This is a genomic window from Cellulosimicrobium sp. ES-005 (genome assembly GCF_040448685.1).
Classification (GTDB): Bacteria; Actinomycetota; Actinomycetes; order Actinomycetales; family Cellulomonadaceae; genus Cellulosimicrobium; species Cellulosimicrobium cellulans_G.
Genome location: NZ_CP159290.1, coordinates 3592279 through 3609854, shown reverse-complemented (window position 1 = coordinate 3609854; position 17576 = coordinate 3592279). Strand labels below are relative to the sequence as shown.

Genomic DNA, 17576 nt, shown 5'->3' with positions numbered 1-17576 from the left:
GGCAACGATGCACCACGGCACGATGCACCATCGCCTGACAGCGCTAGCAACCGGGATCGGCGTGATCGCCGCGAGCGTCGGGCTCGCGACGTCGGCGGGCGCGAGCGCACCCGTCGCCGCACCGCCGACCACCGGGGCCGAGGCCCCCGCGCTGCTCGCCGACCCCGTTCCCGGGCCCGACGACCTGTCCCCCGGCCAGCTCCGCGCGCTGGAGCGCGACCTGGGCCTCGACGCGGCCGGCGTCGCCGACCGGCTCGCGCTCGACGCCGCGACAGGCGCCGTCGAGCAGTCGCTGAGCGGCGGTCTGGGCGCGGCGTACGCCGGCACGTGGGTCGACGCCGACGCCGCGACGCCCGTCGTCGCCGTCACGGACCCCTCCGCCGTCCCGGAGGTCGAGGCGGCCGGCGCCGAGGCCGTCGTCGTCGAGCACAGCCTCGCCGACCTGGACGCGCTCGCCGCAGACCTCGACCACGCGGCGACGCCCGACGCCGTCCAGGCCTGGTACGTGGACGTGACGACGAACGAGGTCGTGGTCGAGTCGCTCGACGCCGGCGCGGCCGAGGCGTTCGTCGCCGCGTCGGGGGTCGACCCGTCGGCCGTACGGACCGAGGTCGTCGACGCACCGTACGAGCTCGCGGCCGACGTGCGCGGCGGCGACCGGTACATCACGCGGGACCCCGGGGCGTCGTCGGGCTCGGCATGCTCGATCGGCTTCGCCGTCCAGGGCGGCTTCGTCACGGCCGGGCACTGCGGCGCCGCCGGCAAGGAGGTGCTCACGGCGAGCTGGGCGCGCATGGGCACGGTCCAGGCGGCGTCGTTCCCCGGCCACGACTACGCCTGGGTGCGCGTCGACGCCGGGTTCACCCCCGTCCCCCGCGTGAACAACTACGCGGGCGGCACGGTCGACGTCGCCGGGTCCGCCGAGGCGCCCGTAGGCGCGTCCGTCTGCCGGTCCGGCGCGACGACGGGCTGGCGCTGCGGCGTCATCGAGCAGAAGAACATCACCGTGAACTACGGCAACGGCGACATCCCCGGGCTCGTGCGCGGCTCCGCGTGCGCCGAGGGCGGCGACTCCGGCGGCTCCGTGATCTCGGGCAACCAGGCGCAGGGCGTCACGTCGGGCCGCATCAACGACTGCTCGAACGGCGGCAAGTTCATCTACCAGCCCGTGAACCCGATCCTCTCGGCGTACGGGCTGTCCCTCGTCACCACGGGCGGCGGCTCGGGCAGCGCGCTCGTCGGGCTCGCGGGCAAGTGCATCGACGTGCCGAGCTCGGACTTCAGCGACGGCAAGCGGCTCCAGCTCTGGACCTGCAACGGGACGAGCGCGCAGCGCTGGACGTTCGAGCCCGACGGCACGGTCCGCGCGGGTGGCAAGTGCATGGACGTGGCCTGGGCCGCCACGGCCGACGGGACCGCCGTGCAGCTCGCGAACTGCAGCGGCAACCCCGCTCAGCAGTTCGTCCTGAGCGGCGCGGGCGACCTCGTGTCCGTCCTCGCGAACAAGTGCGTGGACGTCCCGAGCAGCAACAGCACCGACGGGACGAAGCTCCAGATCTGGACGTGCAACGGCACCGCGGCCCAGAAGTGGCACCGAGCCTGACAGGACCCACCCCTCAGGGCGCCGAACACGACATGGCGGTCGTTATCAGCGTGAAAGCGACCGCCATGTCGTGTTCAACGGCGGGAGAGGTCGTGCTCGACGGGCGCCCGGGCGCGTCGGGGTCGGCGGGCGGCCCGACGGCGGGCGTCAGCCCGCGAGGGTGACCTCGCCCGCGGCGGCCTTCGCCGCGATGTCCGTGCGGTGGTGCGAGCCCGGGAGCACGATGCGGTCGACCGCGGCGTACGCCCGACGGCGCGCCTCGGCCAGGTCGGCGCCGCGCGCCACGACCGACAGCACGCGGCCGCCCGCGGCGACCAGGCCGCCGTCGTCCCCGCGCGACGTCCCCGCGTGGAGCACGTGCACGCCCTCGACGGCCTCCGCCGCGTCGATGCCCGTGATCGGGTCGCCTCCGCGCACGGCGCCCGGGTAGCCGTGCGCCGCGACGACGACGGTGACCGACGCGTCGTCGTGCCAGCGCAGCGCACCGATCTCGGCGAGGCGTCCCTGCGCCGCCGCGAGCATCACGGCGGACAGCGGCGTCGCGAGGCGCGTGAGCACGGACTGCGTCTCCGGGTCTCCGAACCGCGCGTTGAACTCGACGACGCGCGTGCCGCGGCTCGTCAGCGCGAGCCCCACGTACAGGACGCCGACGAACGGGGTGCCGCGGCGCGCCATCTCGTCGATCGTCGGCTGCGCGACGCGCGTGACGACCTCGTCGACGAGGCCCTCCGGCGCCCAGGGGAGCGGGCTGTAGGCGCCCATGCCGCCCGTGTTGGGACCGGCGTCGGCGTCGAACGCGCGCTTGAAGTCCTGGGCCGGCGCGAGCGGGACGACGGTCGCGCCGTCGCTCACGCAGAAGAGCGAGACCTCCGGGCCGTCGAGGTACTCCTCGACGACGACGCGCGGGTCCTCGGGCGTGCCGTCGGCGGCGCGGCGCGGGGTCGCGAAGCACGCCGCGGCGTGCTCGAGCGCGGCCTGCCGGTCCTCCGTGACGACGACGCCCTTGCCCGCGGCGAGGCCGTCGTCCTTGATGACGTAGGGGGCGCCGAACGCGTCGACCGCGGCCGCGACCTGGTCGACGTCGGTGCAGACGTGCGCGAGCGCCGTCGGGACGGACGCCGCCGCCATGACGTCCTTGGCGAACGCCTTGGAGCCCTCGAGCCGCGCCGCCTCGGCGCTGGGCCCGAACACCGGGATCCCCGCCTCGCGCACCGCGTCCCCGACGCCCGCGACGAGCGGTGCCTCCGGGCCGACGACGACGAGGTCGACGCCCAGGCCGGTCGCGAGCGCGGCCACCGCGGCGCCGTCGTTCTGGTCGACCGCGTGCAGCGTCGCGAGGTCCCCGATGCCGGGGTTCCCGGGGGCGGCGTGCAGCTCGTGCGGCTCGGCGCCCGGGCGGTCGGCCTCGTGCGCGAGGGCGTGGACGATGGCGTGCTCGCGGGCACCGGTCCCGACGACGAGGATCTTCACGGGCGCCGAGTCTACCGAGACGGCCCGGACACCCCGCGGGGCGTCCGGGCCGTGGTCGGCGTCCGTCGTCGGCTCGGCGACGAGGCGTCAGTGGATGAGGTCGTGGCGCGGGATGATCGCGTCGCGGCTCGGGCCGACGCCGATCGCGGAGATCCGGGTGCCGGACATCTCCTCGAGCGCGAGCACGTAGCGCTGCGCGTTCGTCGGCAGGTCCTCGAACGTGCGGGCGCCGGAGATGTCCTCCCACCAGCCGTCGAGCTCCTCGTAGATCGGCTTCGCGTGGTGGAACGCGGTCTGGTCGAGCGGCATCTCGTCGTACCGGACGCCGTCCACGTCGTACGCGACGCACACCGGCACCTTCTCGAACCCGGTGAGGATGTCGAGCTTGGTGAGCACCATGTCGGTGATGCCGTTGACGCGGGTCGCGTAGCGCGCGATCACCGAGTCGTACCAGCCGCAGCGGCGCGCGCGGCCCGTCGTCACGCCGTACTCGCCGCCCTGCTTGAGCAGGTACTCGCCGTTCGCGTCGAACAGCTCGGTGGGGAACGGGCCCTCGCCCACGCGCGTCGTGTACGCCTTGATGACGCCGATCACGGAGCTGATGCGCGTCGGCCCGACGCCGGAGCCCGTGAGCGCGCCGCCCGCGGTCGCGTTGGACGACGTGACGAACGGGTACGTCCCGTGGTCGACGTCGAGCATCGTCGCCTGCCCGCCCTCGAAGAGGACGTTCTTGCCCGCGTCGAGCGCCTTGTTCAGCTCGAGCGCCGTGTCCGCGACCATCGGCTTGAGGCGGTCGGCGTACTGCAGCAGCTCCGCTACGGTCTCGTCGACCGTGATCGCGCGGCGGTTGTAGACCTTCACCAGCAGGTGGTTCTTCTGGTCGAGCGAGCCCTCGATCTTCTCCGCGAGGATCTTCTCGTCGAACAGGTCCCAGATGCGGATCCCGACGCGGTTGATCTTGTCCGCGTACGCCGGGCCGATCCCGCGGCCGGTCGTGCCGATGCGGCGCTTGCCGAGGAACCGCTCGCTCACCTTGTCGATCGTGCGGTGGTAGCCCGCGATGACGTGCGCCGAGCCCGAGACGAGCAGGCGCGAGACGTCCACGCCGCGCGAGATCAGGTCGTCGAGCTCCTGGAACAGCACCTCGATGTCCACGACGACGCCGTTCGCGATGACCGGCGTGACGCCCGGGGACAGGATGCCCGACGGCAGCAGGTGGAGCGCGTACTTCTCGTCCCCGATGACGACCGTGTGGCCGGCGTTGTTGCCGCCGTTGAACTTGACCACGTAGTCGACCCGGGAGCCGAGGAGGTCGGTCGCCTTGCCCTTGCCCTCATCGCCCCACTGGGCACCGACGAGCACCACGCCTGGCATGGAATCCCCACTTTCGCACTGCCTGTTCCTCGGGCCGGTCATGGTCGTGGGCGCACCGGCGTCCGGAGCGGAGCGGGCAGGTCGTGCCCGACGGCGCTGGGCCCGCGGGCCCGAGGCGTCACCCGGGCGGCAGTCACCCGGGGACCGGCGCCGAGTTTACCGGCCATTGACCTTTCGGGCGTCCGTCGTCCACGGCGCCTCCGCCGAGCCCGTGATCGCTCCTCATCGTGCGGCCCGCGTGGGGAGCGACCCCGGGTTCGGCACGTTCCGGTGCCGGGCGCATCCCGGGCGGGCAGAATGGCTCCATGAGCGACACGCACGCGAACCTCCTCGACGGCCCCGCGCCGGTCCGCCTCCCCGACGACTTCGCGCACGTCCGCGACGCCATCGCCGCCGACGGCGACCCGTACGAGATCGCGGCCCGCACCCCGGCGAGCTCGCTCGCGTGGGCGTACCTCGCCGAGGACTTCCTCCACGAGAACGGGTCCCGCGGCGCCGTGACGGCCTACGCGTTCGCGCGCACCGGGTACCACCGCGGCCTCGACTCCCTGCGCCGGGCCGGCTGGCGGGGTCAGGGACCGATCCCCGCCGACCACGTCCCGAACCAGGGCTTCCTGCGGGCGCTGCTCGCGCTCGCGGAGTGCGCGGCGTACATCGGCGAGGTCGAGGAGGCCGAGCGCTGCGAGCAGTTCCTGCGCGACTCCGGCACGTCGGCCGACGAGGTCCGCGCGCTGCGCTGACGGCCCGGGTCGCGCGACCGCCGTGCAGGGGCGGTGGGCGCGCGACCCACCCGGGCGACGATTAGAGTCGACGACATGATCGAGATCGCCACCTCCCCCGCGACGACGACTCTCGTCATCGCCGGAGACCTCGATCTCGCCGAGCGCGACCAGTTCCCGGAGATCGCGGCCCGCGTCGTCGGGCTGCGCCGTCAGCTCCTCGTGATCGACATGTGCCGCGTGACGTTCATGGACTCCACCGGCGCCGCGTTCCTCATCTCGCTCGCGGACTCGGGACGCAAGCGCGGCGGCGCCACGGTGCTGCGCGGCTGCGACGACCGCGACCTGTTCGTGCTGGAGGTGTGCGGGGCGCTCGAGCTCTTCCGCATCGACTCCGACCACCGCTGCGAGCCCGCGACGCCGCCGTCCGGCTTCGCGAAGGTCGAGCCCCCGGCCTGACGGTCGGGTCTCGTCGGCGACGACCGGCTACCGCCCGGAGGGCCGCAGCGTCGCCCAGACGAGCTTGCCGGACGCCGTCGGGCGCCAGCCCCAGTCCGCGAGCCGCTCGACGATCTGCATGCCGAACCCGCCCATGCGGTTCGGGTGCCCGTCCGTCGGGACGGGCGGCGCCGGGTTGGAGTCCTCCACCTCGACGCGGATGCCGTCGCCCGTGTCGAAGAGGCGCAGCGCGAGGTGCCCCCAGCCGTGCAGGACGCCGTTCGCCACCAGCTCGGAGACGACGAGCTCCGCGTTCGCGCTGTCGCGCACGCCCCACGCCTGGCACGTGCGCACGACGGCGTGCCGCGCGCGCCCGATCGACGCGGGCTCGCTCGGCAGGAGCCAGCGGCGGCTGCGCGGGCTCAGCACGACGGCCGACGCGTCGTGCACCGGGTCGGGGATGCGCACGACGACGAGCGCGACGTCGTCCTCGGGGGCGTCCGCGAGGCGGGACAGCAGCTCCTCGCCCACGCCCGCGGCGTCGACGGCCGTGACGGCCTCGGACGCCGCGACGAGCGCCTCGAGCCCCACCCGCAGGGCGCGGTCCCGGCGCTCGATGAGCCCGTCGGTGTAGAAGACGAGCGTGTCGCCGGGCGCCAGCGCCGCGACGCCCGTCGACCGGCTCCGGCCGCCGAACCCGACGAGCGCGCCCCCGGCGTCGTCGAGCTGCGTCACCGTGCCGTCGCGCAGCAGGAGCGGGGGCAGGTGCCCGGCGCGCGAGTACTCGATGCGCCACGCGTCGTCGGGCTGCGCGGCGTCGGGCTGCGTGAGCGCCGCGTACACGAGGCTCGCCGAGCGCGGGATGCGCATGCCCTGGACGAGCTGGTCGACGCGCTCGAGCACCGGCCCGGGCGTCGTGAGCTCGTACGCGTACGACCGGACGACCGAGCGGAGCTGGCCCATCGCTGCCGCCGCCTCGACGTCGTGGCCCACGACGTCGCCGATGACGAGCCCGACCACGTCCGGCGCGATCTGCAGGACGTCGTACCAGTCGCCGCCCACCTGGGCGTGCTCGGAGTTGGGCGCGTAGTAGGTCCAGACGTCGAGCCCGGTGACGTCGGCCTGCTCGGGCAGCATCGCCCGCTGCAGCGTCTCGGCGAGGCGGTGCTCACGCGCGTAGAGCCGCACGTTGTCGATCGCGGTGCCGGCGCGGCGCGCGATGACCTGCAGGAGCGTGCGCACGCCCTCGCGCGCCTCCGTCTCGGTGCCGAGCCCGTGGGGCCCCACGTCGGACGCGTCGCCCGTGACGAGCAGGCCGAGGATGCGGCGTCGGCCCGGGACCGCCGTGACCGTCACGGAGCCCGGACGGTGCGGCAGGCCGGCGAGCCGGTGGTGCAGGTCGCGCTGGAGCCAGCCGGAGGCCGACCACTGCGGGTACGTCGAGGAGAGGTCGAGGGTGACGGGGCCCTCGATGCGCCCGTCCAGGACGTCCTGGACGCGGTCGGGCACGTCCACCAGGCGCACGCGCGGCACCGAGCCGGTGACGGCCGCGGAGTCGCCGAGCGCGTCGGTCGTGTGCAGGCCGGGCGCGACGGGGAACGCGCCGGGCGTGTAGCGGCCGTGGCGCTGACCCCGGCCGCTCGGGGGCGCTGCCGTGTCGACGCCCTCCGCGTACCGGAGCCCGTCGTCGTTGAGGTAGAAGCCGGCCCAGTCGACGACGTACCCCGCGAGGAGCTCGGTGATGTCACGCAGCGCGTACGGCTGGTCGAGGTCGGCGAGGAGGTCCGAGCTGCGGGAGACGACGTCGAGCACGGCACGCTCGCGCCGCTCCAGCGCGAGGGACGCGACCTGGGCTGCGTACCGCTCGAGGTGCTCGGAGACGTCGACCTGCACCCCGACCCAGTGGGTGACGGTGCCGTCCGGGCCGGCGAGCGGGGCGAGCGAGAGCTGCGTCCACACCGGGGAGCCGTCGCGGCGCAGCGCGCGGACCGTGTGCGTGATCTCGCGCTCCTCCGCGATGGCCGTGCGCAGCTCCTGCGCGTCCACCGGTTCCGACAGGAGCGACTCGAGGACGTGGGGGCTGCGGCCGACGACCTCGGCCGCGGCGAACCCGGTCTGGCGCTCGAACGCGGCGTTCACCCACACGATCGGCATCTCGTCCGAGCGGGGGCCGGTGACGAACATCGCGACGCCGGCGCCCTCCATGGCGCGCGTGCAGAGCTCCTGGACGTGCGCGGGCAGGTCGGTGCCGAGCCCCGGCGAGCTGCCCATCGTCACCTCCGACGGTCCGTGCGTCGATCGTCTGGATCCGGACGCCACGGTCGCGTTACTGTCCCGACTGGACATTCAACCGTAGATTGGTGCTTCCCGAGACCGGAACGGGTCGGGACCACGCAGAGAGGAGCGCCGGTGCGCGAAGGTACACCCTCGGCCGCCGACCGTCCGGTCGGCGTCGCCGGCGACCCCGCCGGGACGGGCGACCCGGCGAGCGTGCACGTCATCGTGGGGACGACGCGGGCCCGCATCGTCCTCTCGGGCGAGATCGACGCCGACCTCGGCGCCGACCTCCAGGAGGCGACCGCCGCGGCGGAGGACTCCGGGCTCCCCGTCGAGATCGACGCGCACCACGTCACCTTCATGGACTCGTCCGGCGTGGCGTTCCTCGCGCGTCTCGCGTCGCGCGGCCCGCACCGGGTCCGCGTCCTGCGCGCTCCGCCGACGGTCCGGTTCCTCCTCGAGGTGACCCGCATCGGCGAGCTGCTCGACATCGTCGACGTGGACCCCGGCTTCGACCTCGACGAGCCTCCGGGCAACGGCGCGGGCGCCACGGACTGAGAGCGGCGCCACCGCCGCGCGGGTCACGACCCGGCGTCACCGGGTTCCCGCCGGCACGACCCACGACGAAGGCCCCCGGTCCGTACGGACCGGGGGCCTTCGCGCGTCCGGAGCCGGCGCAGCGCCGGCTCTCGGGGCGTCAGCGGATCTTGTTGCCCGCCGAGCGCAGCTGCTGCGACGCCTCGATGATGCGGGCGGCCATGCCGGCCTCGGCCAGCTTGCCCCAGGCGCGCGGGTCGTAGGCCTTCTTGTTGCCGACCTCGCCGTCGACCTTCAGGACGCCGTCGTAGTTGGAGAACATGTGGCCGACGACCGGACGCGTGAACGCGTACTGCGTGTCGGTGTCGATGTTCATCTTGATGACGCCGAAGTCGACCGCGGCCGAGATCTCCTCGGCCGTGGAGCCCGAGCCGCCGTGGAAGACCAGGTCGAACGGGTTCGCCTTGCCGACCTTCGCGCCGACGGCGTCCTGGATCTCCTTGAGGATCTCCGGGCGGAGCTTGACCGCGCCCGGCTTGTACACGCCGTGCACGTTGCCGAACGTGAGGGCCGTCAGGTAGCGGCCCTTCTCGCCCGTGCCGAGCGCCGCGACCGTCGCGAGGCCGTCCTCGACCGTGGTGTAGAGCTTCTCGTTGATCTCGGCCTCGTGGCCGTCCTCCTCGCCGCCGACGACGCCGACCTCGATCTCGAGGATCGTGCGCGCGGCCTGCGAGAGCTCGAGGAGCTCCGCCGCGATCGTGAGGTTCTCGTCCAGCGGGACGTCGGAGCCGTCGTACATGTGCGACTGGAACGTCGGCAGGCCGCCGTTCTTCACCTGCTCGGCCTCGAGGGCCAGGAGCGGGCGGACCCAGGAGTCGAGGTTCTTCTTGACGCAGTGGTCGGTGTGGATCGCGATCTGCACCGGGTAGTTCTTCGCGACCTCGCGCGCGTACGCCGCGAGCGCGAGCGAACCGGCGATGCGGTCCTTGACCGTCGAACCCGAGCCGTACTCGGCGCCGCCCACGGAGACCTGGATGATGCCGTCGGACTCGGCCTCGGCAAAGCCCTGGAGCGCGGCGGTGATGGTCTGCGACGAGGTGATGTTGACGGCCGGGTAGGCGAACGAGCCTGCCTTCGCCCGGTCGATCATCTCGGCGTAGACCTCGGGGGTTGCGATGGGCATGCGGAGCTCCTGTGGAGTCGTGCGGGGTGGACTGTCAGGTCAAAGTCTGGCATGGATGACAGCGCAGGGTCAGGGCCGTTCGACCTGTGGTCGCCGCGTGACCACGGCCCGGCCCTCCGTCGCGCCGTCGCCCGGGGCGAGGTGCTGCGCGGCCCACGCGTGCAGGGCGATCGCGCCCGCCGCCCCGGCGTTGAGGGATCGGGTCGAGCCGTGCTGGGTGATGTGCAGGACGGCGCGGCACGCGGCGACCGCCTCGGGCGTCAGCCCGGTCGACTCCTGGCCGAGCAGCAGCACGCACGACGCGGGCAGGGCGTACCCCTCGATCGGGACGGAGCCCGGGAGGTTGTCGACGCCCAGGAGCGGCAGCCCCTCCCCCGCGGCCCAGGTCGCGAGGTCGTCGACGGACGCGTGGTGGTGCACGTGGAGGTAGCGGTCGGTGACCATCGCGCCGCGACGGTTCCACCGGCGCCGCCCGACGACGTGCACGCCCGCCACGTTGAACGCGTTCGCCGTGCGCACGACGGAGCCGATGTTGAGGTCGTGCGCCCAGTTCTCGATCGCGACGTGCAGGGAGCGCGCCGGGTCGCGGCGCGCGTCGAGGTCCGCGACGACCGCCTCGACGGTCCAGTAGCGGTAGGCGTCGACGACGTTGCGCCGGTCGCCGTGGCCGAGCAGCTCGGGGTCGTAGCGCGGGTCGACGCGGGTCGCCCCGGGCGGGCCCTCGGGGTCCGGGACGCGCGGCCACGCGTCCGGCCCGCCGGGCCACGGCCCGACCCCCACCTCCCGCTCCTCGGCGCGGTCCTCGGCGCGCTCGCCGTCGTGCCCGACGGCGGGGCGCGCCCCGGGCGGCACCTCGCGCGGGGCGTCGGACGGCGTCACGCGCGGGACCCGAGCCAGTCGCGGTAGGTGAGCGTCCCGTAGCGGCGGTCGGGCACGAGGTTGCGGCCCGCGCGGAAGAACTCGCCCAGCGGCCCGGGCAGCGGCACCCCGACGACGGGGCGGCGCGCGCCGTGCGCAGCGCGCCACGCGCGGGCCATGTCGCGGGCGTCGAGGACCTCGGGGCCGCCGATCGTCACCGTCGTCGCGTCCGGCCCCGGCCCCCGCACGCCGCCCGCGGGCGGCGTCCCCTCGGCGGCGTCGACGAGCGCCCGCGCGACGTCGGCGAGCGCGATCGGCTGGAACCGCACCCCGCGCGGCACGGGCAGGAGGCCGAGGCGAGCCCACCGGCCGAGCCGCCCGTCACGCCCGAGGAAGATCTCGAGGAACTCGTGGAACTGGGTCGCGCGCACGACCGTCGTCGGGACGCCGCCGGACGACAGGACCCGCTCCTGCTCGGCCTTCGCGCGGTAGTACCCGTAGTCCCCCTGGTCGACGTTCACGATGGAGAGCACGACGACGCGGCCCGTCCCGGCGCGGCGCGCCGCCTCCGCCAGGCGGCCCGCCCCGACCGTGAACACCTTCATCGCCCCCGGCGACATCCCGTTGCTCGCGTCGACCACGGCGTCGGTCCCGGCGAGCGCCGCGTCGAGCGCCGCGACGACGGCGCCGTCGGACCCGAGGAGGTCGACGCGGTGGTGCGTCGTGCCCGCGACGCGCGCGTCGTCGTCGGGCGCGTGCCGCGAGAGCACGCGCACCTCGTGGCCGCGCGCGGCGGCCTCCTGCACGACGGCGCGGCCTGCCGCGCCGGTCCCGCCCACCACCGCGATGCTCGCCATGCCGGACATTCTGCCCGGCGCCGGCCCAGGACCGGCAGACGGGCCGCGCGGGACCTTCACAGCCGGAGCACACCCGGCGTCGGGGGCGGGTGCCCGGCCCCCACTACGCTGGTGACCCGTGAACACCCTCGCCGAGCTCGCCTCCGCCCTGCCCGGGGCCGCGCACGCCGCGGGCCTCGGCGCCGCCGGACCCGTCGCCGCCCTCGGCCCGGACTGGATGGACCCGATGACGCTCATCGAGCGCTTCGGGGACGCCGCGCTCGTCGGCATCGTGGTCGTGATCTTCATCGAGACGGGCCTGCTGTTCCCGATCCTGCCGGGCGACTCGCTGCTCTTCACCGCGGGCGCGCTCGTCGCGCAGGACTCGCTGCAGATCAGCCTGCCCGTGCTGCTCGCGCTGCTCTTCGCCGCGGCGTTCCTCGGCGACCAGACGGCGTACCTCATCGGACGCACCGTCGGGCCCAAGGTGTTCGACCGCCCGGACTCGCGGTTCTTCAAGCGCAAGTACATCGACCAGACCAACGCCTACTTCGAGAAGTACGGCGGCCGGACGATCGTCATCGCCCGCTTCGTGCCCATCGTGCGCACGTACGCGCCGGTCGCCGCGGGCGTCGGCAAGATGCACTACCGCCACTTCGTGGGGTTCAACGCGCTCGGTGCGCTGCTGTGGGCCGTGGGCCTCACGTGGCTCGGCTACCTGCTGGGGAACATCACGTTCGTCAAGGACAACATCGAGGCGCTCGTCCTGCTCATCGTGTTCCTCTCGGTGGTCCCGATGATCGTGGAGGTCTGGCGCGGGCGCCGCGCCGAGAAGCGCGCCGCGGCGCTCGAGGCGCAGGTCGCGGCCGACGCGGCGGGCACCGACGGCGATCCGGCCGTCACCGAGGGCACGACCGCCGTCGGGCAGGGCGAGAAGGACGGGAAGGACGCCTGAGATGACACGAGAGATCACGAGCTGGCTGACGGACATGGACGGCGTGCTCGTCCACGAGGGGCACGCGATCCCCGGCGCGCCGGAGTTCGTGCGGGCGCTGCGCGACAAGGGCCGCCCGTTCCTCATCCTCACGAACAACTCGATCTTCACGGCGCGCGACCTGCGCGCGCGCCTCGCGACGTCGGGCATCGACGTGCCCGAGGAGTCGATCTGGACGTCGGCGCTGGCCACCGCCCAGTTCCTCAGCGACCAGATCCCGAGCGGCAGCGCGTACGCGGTCGGCGAGGCGGGGCTGACGACGGCGCTCTACGAGGCGGGCTACACGCTCACCGAGTCCGACCCGGACTACGTGGTGCTGGGCGAGACGCGCACGTACTCGTTCGAGGCGATCACCAAGGCGATCCGCCTCATCCTCGGCGGCTCGCGCTTCATCTGCACCAACCCGGACACGACCGGCCCGTCCCAGGAGGGCCCGCTGCCCGCGACGGGCGCGGTCGCGGCGATGATCACGGCCGCGACGGGCCGCAAGCCGTACTTCGTCGGCAAGCCGAACCCGATGATGTTCCGCTCGGCGCTCAACCGCATCGACGCGCACTCGGAGAAGACGGCGATGATCGGCGACCGGATGGACACGGACGTCGTCGCGGGCATCGAGGCCGGGCTGTACACGTACCTCGTCATGACGGGCTCCACGAAGATGTCCGACGTCGACCGGTTCCCGTTCCGCCCGAGCAAGGTCGTCGACTCCGTCGCGGACCTCGTCGACCTGGTCTGACGCCCCCGCTCCCCCCGCACGCACGACGGCGCCGCACGGCCAGGATCGCCCCGCCCGTGAGCAGCAGGGTCCCGGCGAGGAGCGCGAGGCTGCCCGCGTCCGTCCCGGTCGAGGCGAGCGCGCCCGAGTACGCGTCGCACTCCACGTCGCCGCCGATCGGGAAGCCGAACGTCACGGGCGACAGCGCCGTGCCGGCCTCGTAGAACCCGGCGAAGGCCTTCGCCCCGGCGGCCGTGAGGGTCGCGGGAGCGCCGCTCCACGTGATCGTGGAGCCCGACGTCGACTTCTTGCCCGACAGGTCCAGGCTCGCGAACGCGACGCCGTTCGACGAGCTCTTGGTGCCCTCCATGTCGCTGCTCCGGACGTCCACCACGAGCGTGCCCGACGAGCCGTTCACGACGACGCGCGGGTTGCTGATCTGCAGGTCGAGGATGCCCTCGTGCCCGGAGAACGACACCGAGCCGCCGAAGCTCGCGCGCCCCTTGCCCAGGTCCGTGTTGAACGAGCCCTTGCCGCCGCTCCACGTGAACGCCGAGCCGGAGTCCTGCACGCCGCTCGTCGAGACCGAGCCCTTCGCGATCGGGCCCGTCACGTACGCGCGGAACCGGTCGCTCACGCCCCACGAGAGCGTCGCGCCGTTGACGCCCTGCGCGAAGCACTGCTCCGCCGCGCCGCCCGTCCCGGTGCCGGTGGTCCCGGTGCCGACGATCGTGATGGGCGCGGACGCCGTGTGGTTCGCGCCGACCAGCAGCAGCGTGTGCTCGCCCGGGGCGACGTCCTGGGGGATCGTCACCGTAGAGGTCGCGGCGCCGCCGGCGTTCGCCGTGACGCCCGTCGCGAGCGTGCGCGGCGTCGAGCGGATCTCCGTGCGGATCCCCGCCTCGTTCGTGCCGAACCCGATGCCGCTGATGGTGACCTCGTCGCCCGGGGCGGCCTGGTACGCCGAGAGCGTCGCCTTCGTCCGGTCCACCGAGCCGCCCGTCGACCCGTCGCCCGGGGTGCCGATCGTGCCGCCGCCCCCGGGTCCGGTCGCCGTCGCGCCGACCGTGAACGTCACCGGGTCGAGCGCGGTCCCGGCCGGGTAGAAGCCGACGAACGCGAGCGAGCCGTCCGCGGTGAGCGTCGCCGCGGCGTCCGTGTACGTCACGGACCCGTCCGCGCTCGTCGTCGGCGCGCCGAGCGCGAGGGTCGCGACCGCGACACCCTTGCGGTCGAACGTCGAGCCGTCGAGGCCCGTGGAGCGGGCGTCGACGAGCAGGCGGCCAGCGCCCGGGCCGGTGACCTCGACGACCGGGTTCGCCAGGGTGAGGTCGAGCGCCCCCGCGTGTCCGGTGAAGCGGACCGTCCCGGCGTACGCGACGGTCCCGCGGCCGCTCGCGGCGGTCCACGTGCCACCGTCGGCCTGGCCGAAGCGGAAGACGCCGTCGACGACGCTCGCGCCGTTCGTCGCCGTCGCGCCACCGCCCGCGACCGGGCCCTGGATGTAGCTGCGGAACGACTCCTTGACGCCCCAGGTCAGAGCGCCTGCCGTCGTCGGGACCGACGGCTTCGCCGTCACCGTCACCGTGACCGGCGACGAGGTCGAACCGACGAACGCGGTGCTGTCCGCCGGGACGAACGTCGCCGTCACGGCGTGCGACCCGGCCGCGAGACCGGTCGCCCGGTACGACGCGGTGCCGTCGACGACCGTCGCCGTGCCGAGGGCCGTGTCCCCGGCGGTGAACCGGACCGTGCCCGCCGCCTTCGGGGTGACGGTCGCCGTGAACGTCACCGCCGTCCCCTCGACGACCGAGGTCGCCGAGGAGGCGAGGGTCGTCGTGGTCGGTCGAGCCCCCGGAGCCGGGGCCGTGACGGTGAGCGTCGTGCTGCCGGTCACCCCGAGCTCGGAGGTCACGACGACGGGGACGGGCCCCGCGGCGGTGTCGGCCGGGACGGTGAGCAGGACGGCGGCGCCGTCGCGCGAGTAGGTCGCGGCCTTGCCGCCGAACGTCACGCCCTTGACGTCGTCGCCCTCGACGAGGCCGCCCACGGTGAGCCGGACGCTGCCTCCGGCCGCGACCGTCGTCGTGGCGGGCGTCACCGTGAGCGACGCGGGGGCGTCGAACGCGACGGGAGCGAAGAGCTCCTGGTCCGCGTTGCTCACGCCGCCGGCGCCGTAGGTGTAGACGCCGTACCGGCCGCCGTCGAGCAGCCCCGGGCTCTTCACCACGAGCCGCGCCTCGAACGTGCCGTCCGCGGCGATGTCCGTCCACTGCGCGCGGACCACCGACTGGTACTGGGCGGGGACCTGGTCGAGCACCGGCTCGGCGAGGGCCCACACCTGCGACCCGACCTTGCGCGCGGACGACGCCGCGCCCTCGGACGGGCGCCACTGCTCGGCGAAGCTCCCGAACACGACGTACGTGCCCTGCGGCAGGTTCGCCGGGATCGGGACGCCGCGGCCACCCACGTTCGCCGCGGGGTCGAAGCCCGAGCCGCGGACCACGATCGTGTCGCCCACCGAGACCGCCGTGTCACCGAGCGGCGTCACGCCGTCCTCGGCGAGGACCGCGATCTCCGGCTCCCACACGGGAGCGGCGGGCTCGGTCGTGAACGCGACGGGCGCGTAGAGCTCCTGGGCGGCGTTGACGGTGCCGCCGGCGGCGTAGGTGTAGACGCCGTAGCGGCCGCCGTCGAGCTCGAGCTCGCTCGCGACGAGCTCGGCCGTGAACGTGCCGTCCTCGGAGAGCTCTGCCCACTGGGCGCGGATCGCGCCCTGGTAGCGCGGGTCGACCTGGTCGAGGGCCGCGGACGCGAGCGCCCACTGCTGCGACCCGGCCTTGCGTGCGGACGACGCCACGCCCTGGGACGGCCGCCACTGCGGCGCGAACTTGCCGAACACCACGTAGGTGCCCGCCGGGATGCCCCCGGAGATCGGCGGGCGGTTGCCCTCGGGGGCGACGTTCGCCTCCGGGTCGAAGCCCGAGCCCTTGACGACGATCGTGTCGTCCGGACGGACCGGGGTGTCGCCGAGCGGGGTGGTGCCGTCGGCGGCGAACAGCTCGATCGACGGCTCCCAGCCGGGTCCCGGGGTCGTGGCGCCCTGCACCGCGACCGGCGTGAACGTGTCGAGGCTGCGGTCGGTCGCGGAGAGCGCGTGGGCGGCGGACGTCGCGACCACGTACTCCGTGGCCGGGTCCAGCGTGCCCGCCGGGACGGTGAGGGTCGTGGTGAACGCGCCGTCGCGCACCTGCTGCGGCATGACCCAGCCCTGGGCGAGCCAGCCGCTCGCGACGAGCGGGCCGCTGCCGTCCCAGATCGAGGCGTCCCCGAGGAGCACGTAGGCGCCGTTCGCGGCGCCCGCACCGACGAAGCCGGTGCCGGAGACCGTGAAGGTGTTCTCCACGGCCGGGTCCACCGGGGCCGACGGCGAGACGGTCACCACCGGGTCGGCGACCGGCTCCGGCTCGGGCTCGGTCGCGGGCTCGGTCACCGCGTGCGCGACGGCGCCGGAGGCGGACGCAACGAACGCCGCCGGGTCGGCGGGCGTGAACGCCGCGCTCAGCTCGTGCGCGCCCGTGGCGAGGGCCGACGTCTCGAGGCGCGCGACGCCGTCGGTCACCGGCGCGGCGCCGAGCACGGCGCCGCCGTCGCGGAACTCGACCGTGCCCGCGGCGGCGGGCGCGACGGTCGCGGTGAGGGTCACCGGGGCGCCCGCGACGGACGCGCCGGACGGTGCGACGGCGAGCGCCGTCGACGTCGCGGTCGCCGGGGCGACGGGCGCCGGGACGTCGAGGGTCGCGGTGAGCGTCGAGATCGGCTCGTCGACGTAGCCGCCGAACTGGGGGTCCACCGCCGCGATGCCCGCGGCGAAGGTGCCGTTCGCGGTGAGGACGAGCGTGTCCCCCGCGCGTGCGGTGCCGACGGAGACCTCCGCGACGACCACGTCGTCCGACACGGTGCCCGCCGACGTGAAGTCCGCGGTGAGCACGCCCGACGTCGGGCCCGTGACGGCGAGCCGGAGGTCGGAGATCGTCAGGTCGAGCGCGCCACCGTGCGCGGAGTAGCGGACGGAGCCGCCGAGGCGGACCGTGCCGACGGCGGTCTCCGGGTCGACGCTCCCGGACGCGGAGGGGTAGACGGACTTCCCGCCCACCAGCGCGGGCGTGATGGTGCCCGCGCCGCCGACGTAGCCCGTCCAGGAGTCCTTGAAGTTCCAGGTGGCCGAGCCGCCCCGGATCTCGGCCGGCGCGGCCTGGGCCGGGGCGGACGCGCCGGCGACGGTGAGGCCGGCGGCGAGGGCCGCGGCGAGGAAGGAGGCGAGGCCGCGGCGGACGCGTCTCGACGAGGAAGTGCGCACAAGGTCTCCCGTGCTGGTCCGGGCGAGGTCCCGGCGGGGAGCGGGACCGACGACGCGGAGCGTGCTGACGCTCCGTCGTGACGGACCATATAAGGCTCGCCTCACCAAGGCAAGGTAAGCCTGACCTATCTCGATGTGACGCACGCCTCGTGGCGCGTCGCTCCGCACACCTGACCGCACGCCTGACCCGCACGACGACGCCCCGCGGCACG

13 protein-coding genes are annotated in these 17576 nt (G+C 74.4%); 6 read left to right on the top strand and 7 right to left on the bottom strand.

What is annotated here, in order from left to right; all coding sequences use genetic code 11:
- Positions 1-7: 7 nt before the first annotated feature.
- A complete protein-coding gene (locus tag ABRQ22_RS16100) occupies positions 8-1603 on the top strand; it encodes a ricin-type beta-trefoil lectin domain protein (protein WP_353707448.1) in 1596 nt (531 codons plus the stop codon).
- A 147-nt stretch (positions 1604-1750) separates the two neighbouring features.
- Here ABRQ22_RS16100 and purD read toward each other — a convergent pair whose 3' ends face one another.
- Both purD and ABRQ22_RS16090 read right to left on the bottom strand, forming a co-directional pair.
- Entirely contained in the window at positions 1751-3073 is a 1323-nt protein-coding gene (gene purD / locus ABRQ22_RS16095; protein WP_353707447.1) for a phosphoribosylamine--glycine ligase, read from the bottom strand.
- Between the two features lie 87 nt (positions 3074-3160).
- A complete protein-coding gene (locus tag ABRQ22_RS16090) occupies positions 3161-4447 on the bottom strand; it encodes an adenylosuccinate synthase (protein WP_047233596.1) in 1287 nt (428 codons plus the stop codon).
- A gap of 305 nt (positions 4448-4752) precedes the next feature.
- On the opposite strand from ABRQ22_RS16090, the gene ABRQ22_RS16085 reads away from it, so the two are divergent.
- Both ABRQ22_RS16085 and ABRQ22_RS16080 read left to right on the top strand, forming a co-directional pair.
- Positions 4753-5187, top strand: a complete 435-nt coding sequence (locus tag ABRQ22_RS16085; RefSeq protein WP_087470930.1) for a DUF3151 domain-containing protein — start codon at positions 4753-4755, stop codon at positions 5185-5187.
- Between the two features lie 75 nt (positions 5188-5262).
- A complete protein-coding gene (locus tag ABRQ22_RS16080) occupies positions 5263-5625 on the top strand; it encodes an STAS domain-containing protein (protein WP_047233594.1) in 363 nt (120 codons plus the stop codon).
- Between the two features lie 27 nt (positions 5626-5652).
- On the opposite strand, the gene ABRQ22_RS16075 is transcribed toward ABRQ22_RS16080, so the two are convergent.
- Positions 5653-7875, bottom strand: coding sequence for a SpoIIE family protein phosphatase (locus tag ABRQ22_RS16075; protein WP_353707446.1), 2223 nt, complete (start codon positions 7873-7875; stop codon positions 5653-5655).
- A gap of 219 nt (positions 7876-8094) precedes the next feature.
- On the opposite strand from ABRQ22_RS16075, the gene ABRQ22_RS16070 reads away from it, so the two are divergent.
- Positions 8095-8439, top strand: coding sequence for an STAS domain-containing protein (locus tag ABRQ22_RS16070; protein WP_194227256.1), 345 nt, complete (start codon positions 8095-8097; stop codon positions 8437-8439).
- A gap of 139 nt (positions 8440-8578) precedes the next feature.
- On the opposite strand, the gene fbaA is transcribed toward ABRQ22_RS16070, so the two are convergent.
- From fbaA to ABRQ22_RS16055, 3 genes are all read right to left on the bottom strand, one after another.
- On the bottom strand, positions 8579-9601 hold the full coding sequence (fbaA, locus tag ABRQ22_RS16065; protein ID WP_253055145.1) for a class II fructose-bisphosphate aldolase: 1023 nt from the start codon (positions 9599-9601) through the stop codon (positions 8579-8581).
- A gap of 69 nt (positions 9602-9670) precedes the next feature.
- A complete protein-coding gene (locus ABRQ22_RS16060) occupies positions 9671-10381 on the bottom strand; it encodes an RNA methyltransferase (protein ID WP_353709562.1) in 711 nt (236 codons plus the stop codon).
- A gap of 95 nt (positions 10382-10476) precedes the next feature.
- The gene (locus ABRQ22_RS16055) at positions 10477-11316 is read right to left on the bottom strand and encodes an NAD(P)H-binding protein (protein ID WP_353707445.1); all 840 of its coding nucleotides are present in this window, start codon (positions 11314-11316) and stop codon (positions 10477-10479) included.
- Between the two features lie 217 nt (positions 11317-11533).
- On the opposite strand from ABRQ22_RS16055, the gene ABRQ22_RS16050 reads away from it, so the two are divergent.
- Positions 11534-12250: a VTT domain-containing protein gene (locus ABRQ22_RS16050; RefSeq protein WP_253055318.1), complete on the top strand. Its 717-nt coding sequence runs from the start codon at positions 11534-11536 to the stop codon at positions 12248-12250.
- 1 nt (position 12251) lies between these two features.
- A complete protein-coding gene (locus tag ABRQ22_RS16045) occupies positions 12252-13025 on the top strand; it encodes an HAD-IIA family hydrolase (protein ID WP_047233591.1) in 774 nt (257 codons plus the stop codon).
- Here ABRQ22_RS16045 and ABRQ22_RS16040 read toward each other — a convergent pair.
- Entirely contained in the window at positions 12928-17364 is a 4437-nt protein-coding gene (locus ABRQ22_RS16040) for an HtaA domain-containing protein (RefSeq protein ID WP_353707444.1), read from the bottom strand. The genes ABRQ22_RS16045 and ABRQ22_RS16040 overlap by 98 nt on opposite strands.
- Between the last annotated feature and the right edge of the window lie 212 nt (positions 17365-17576).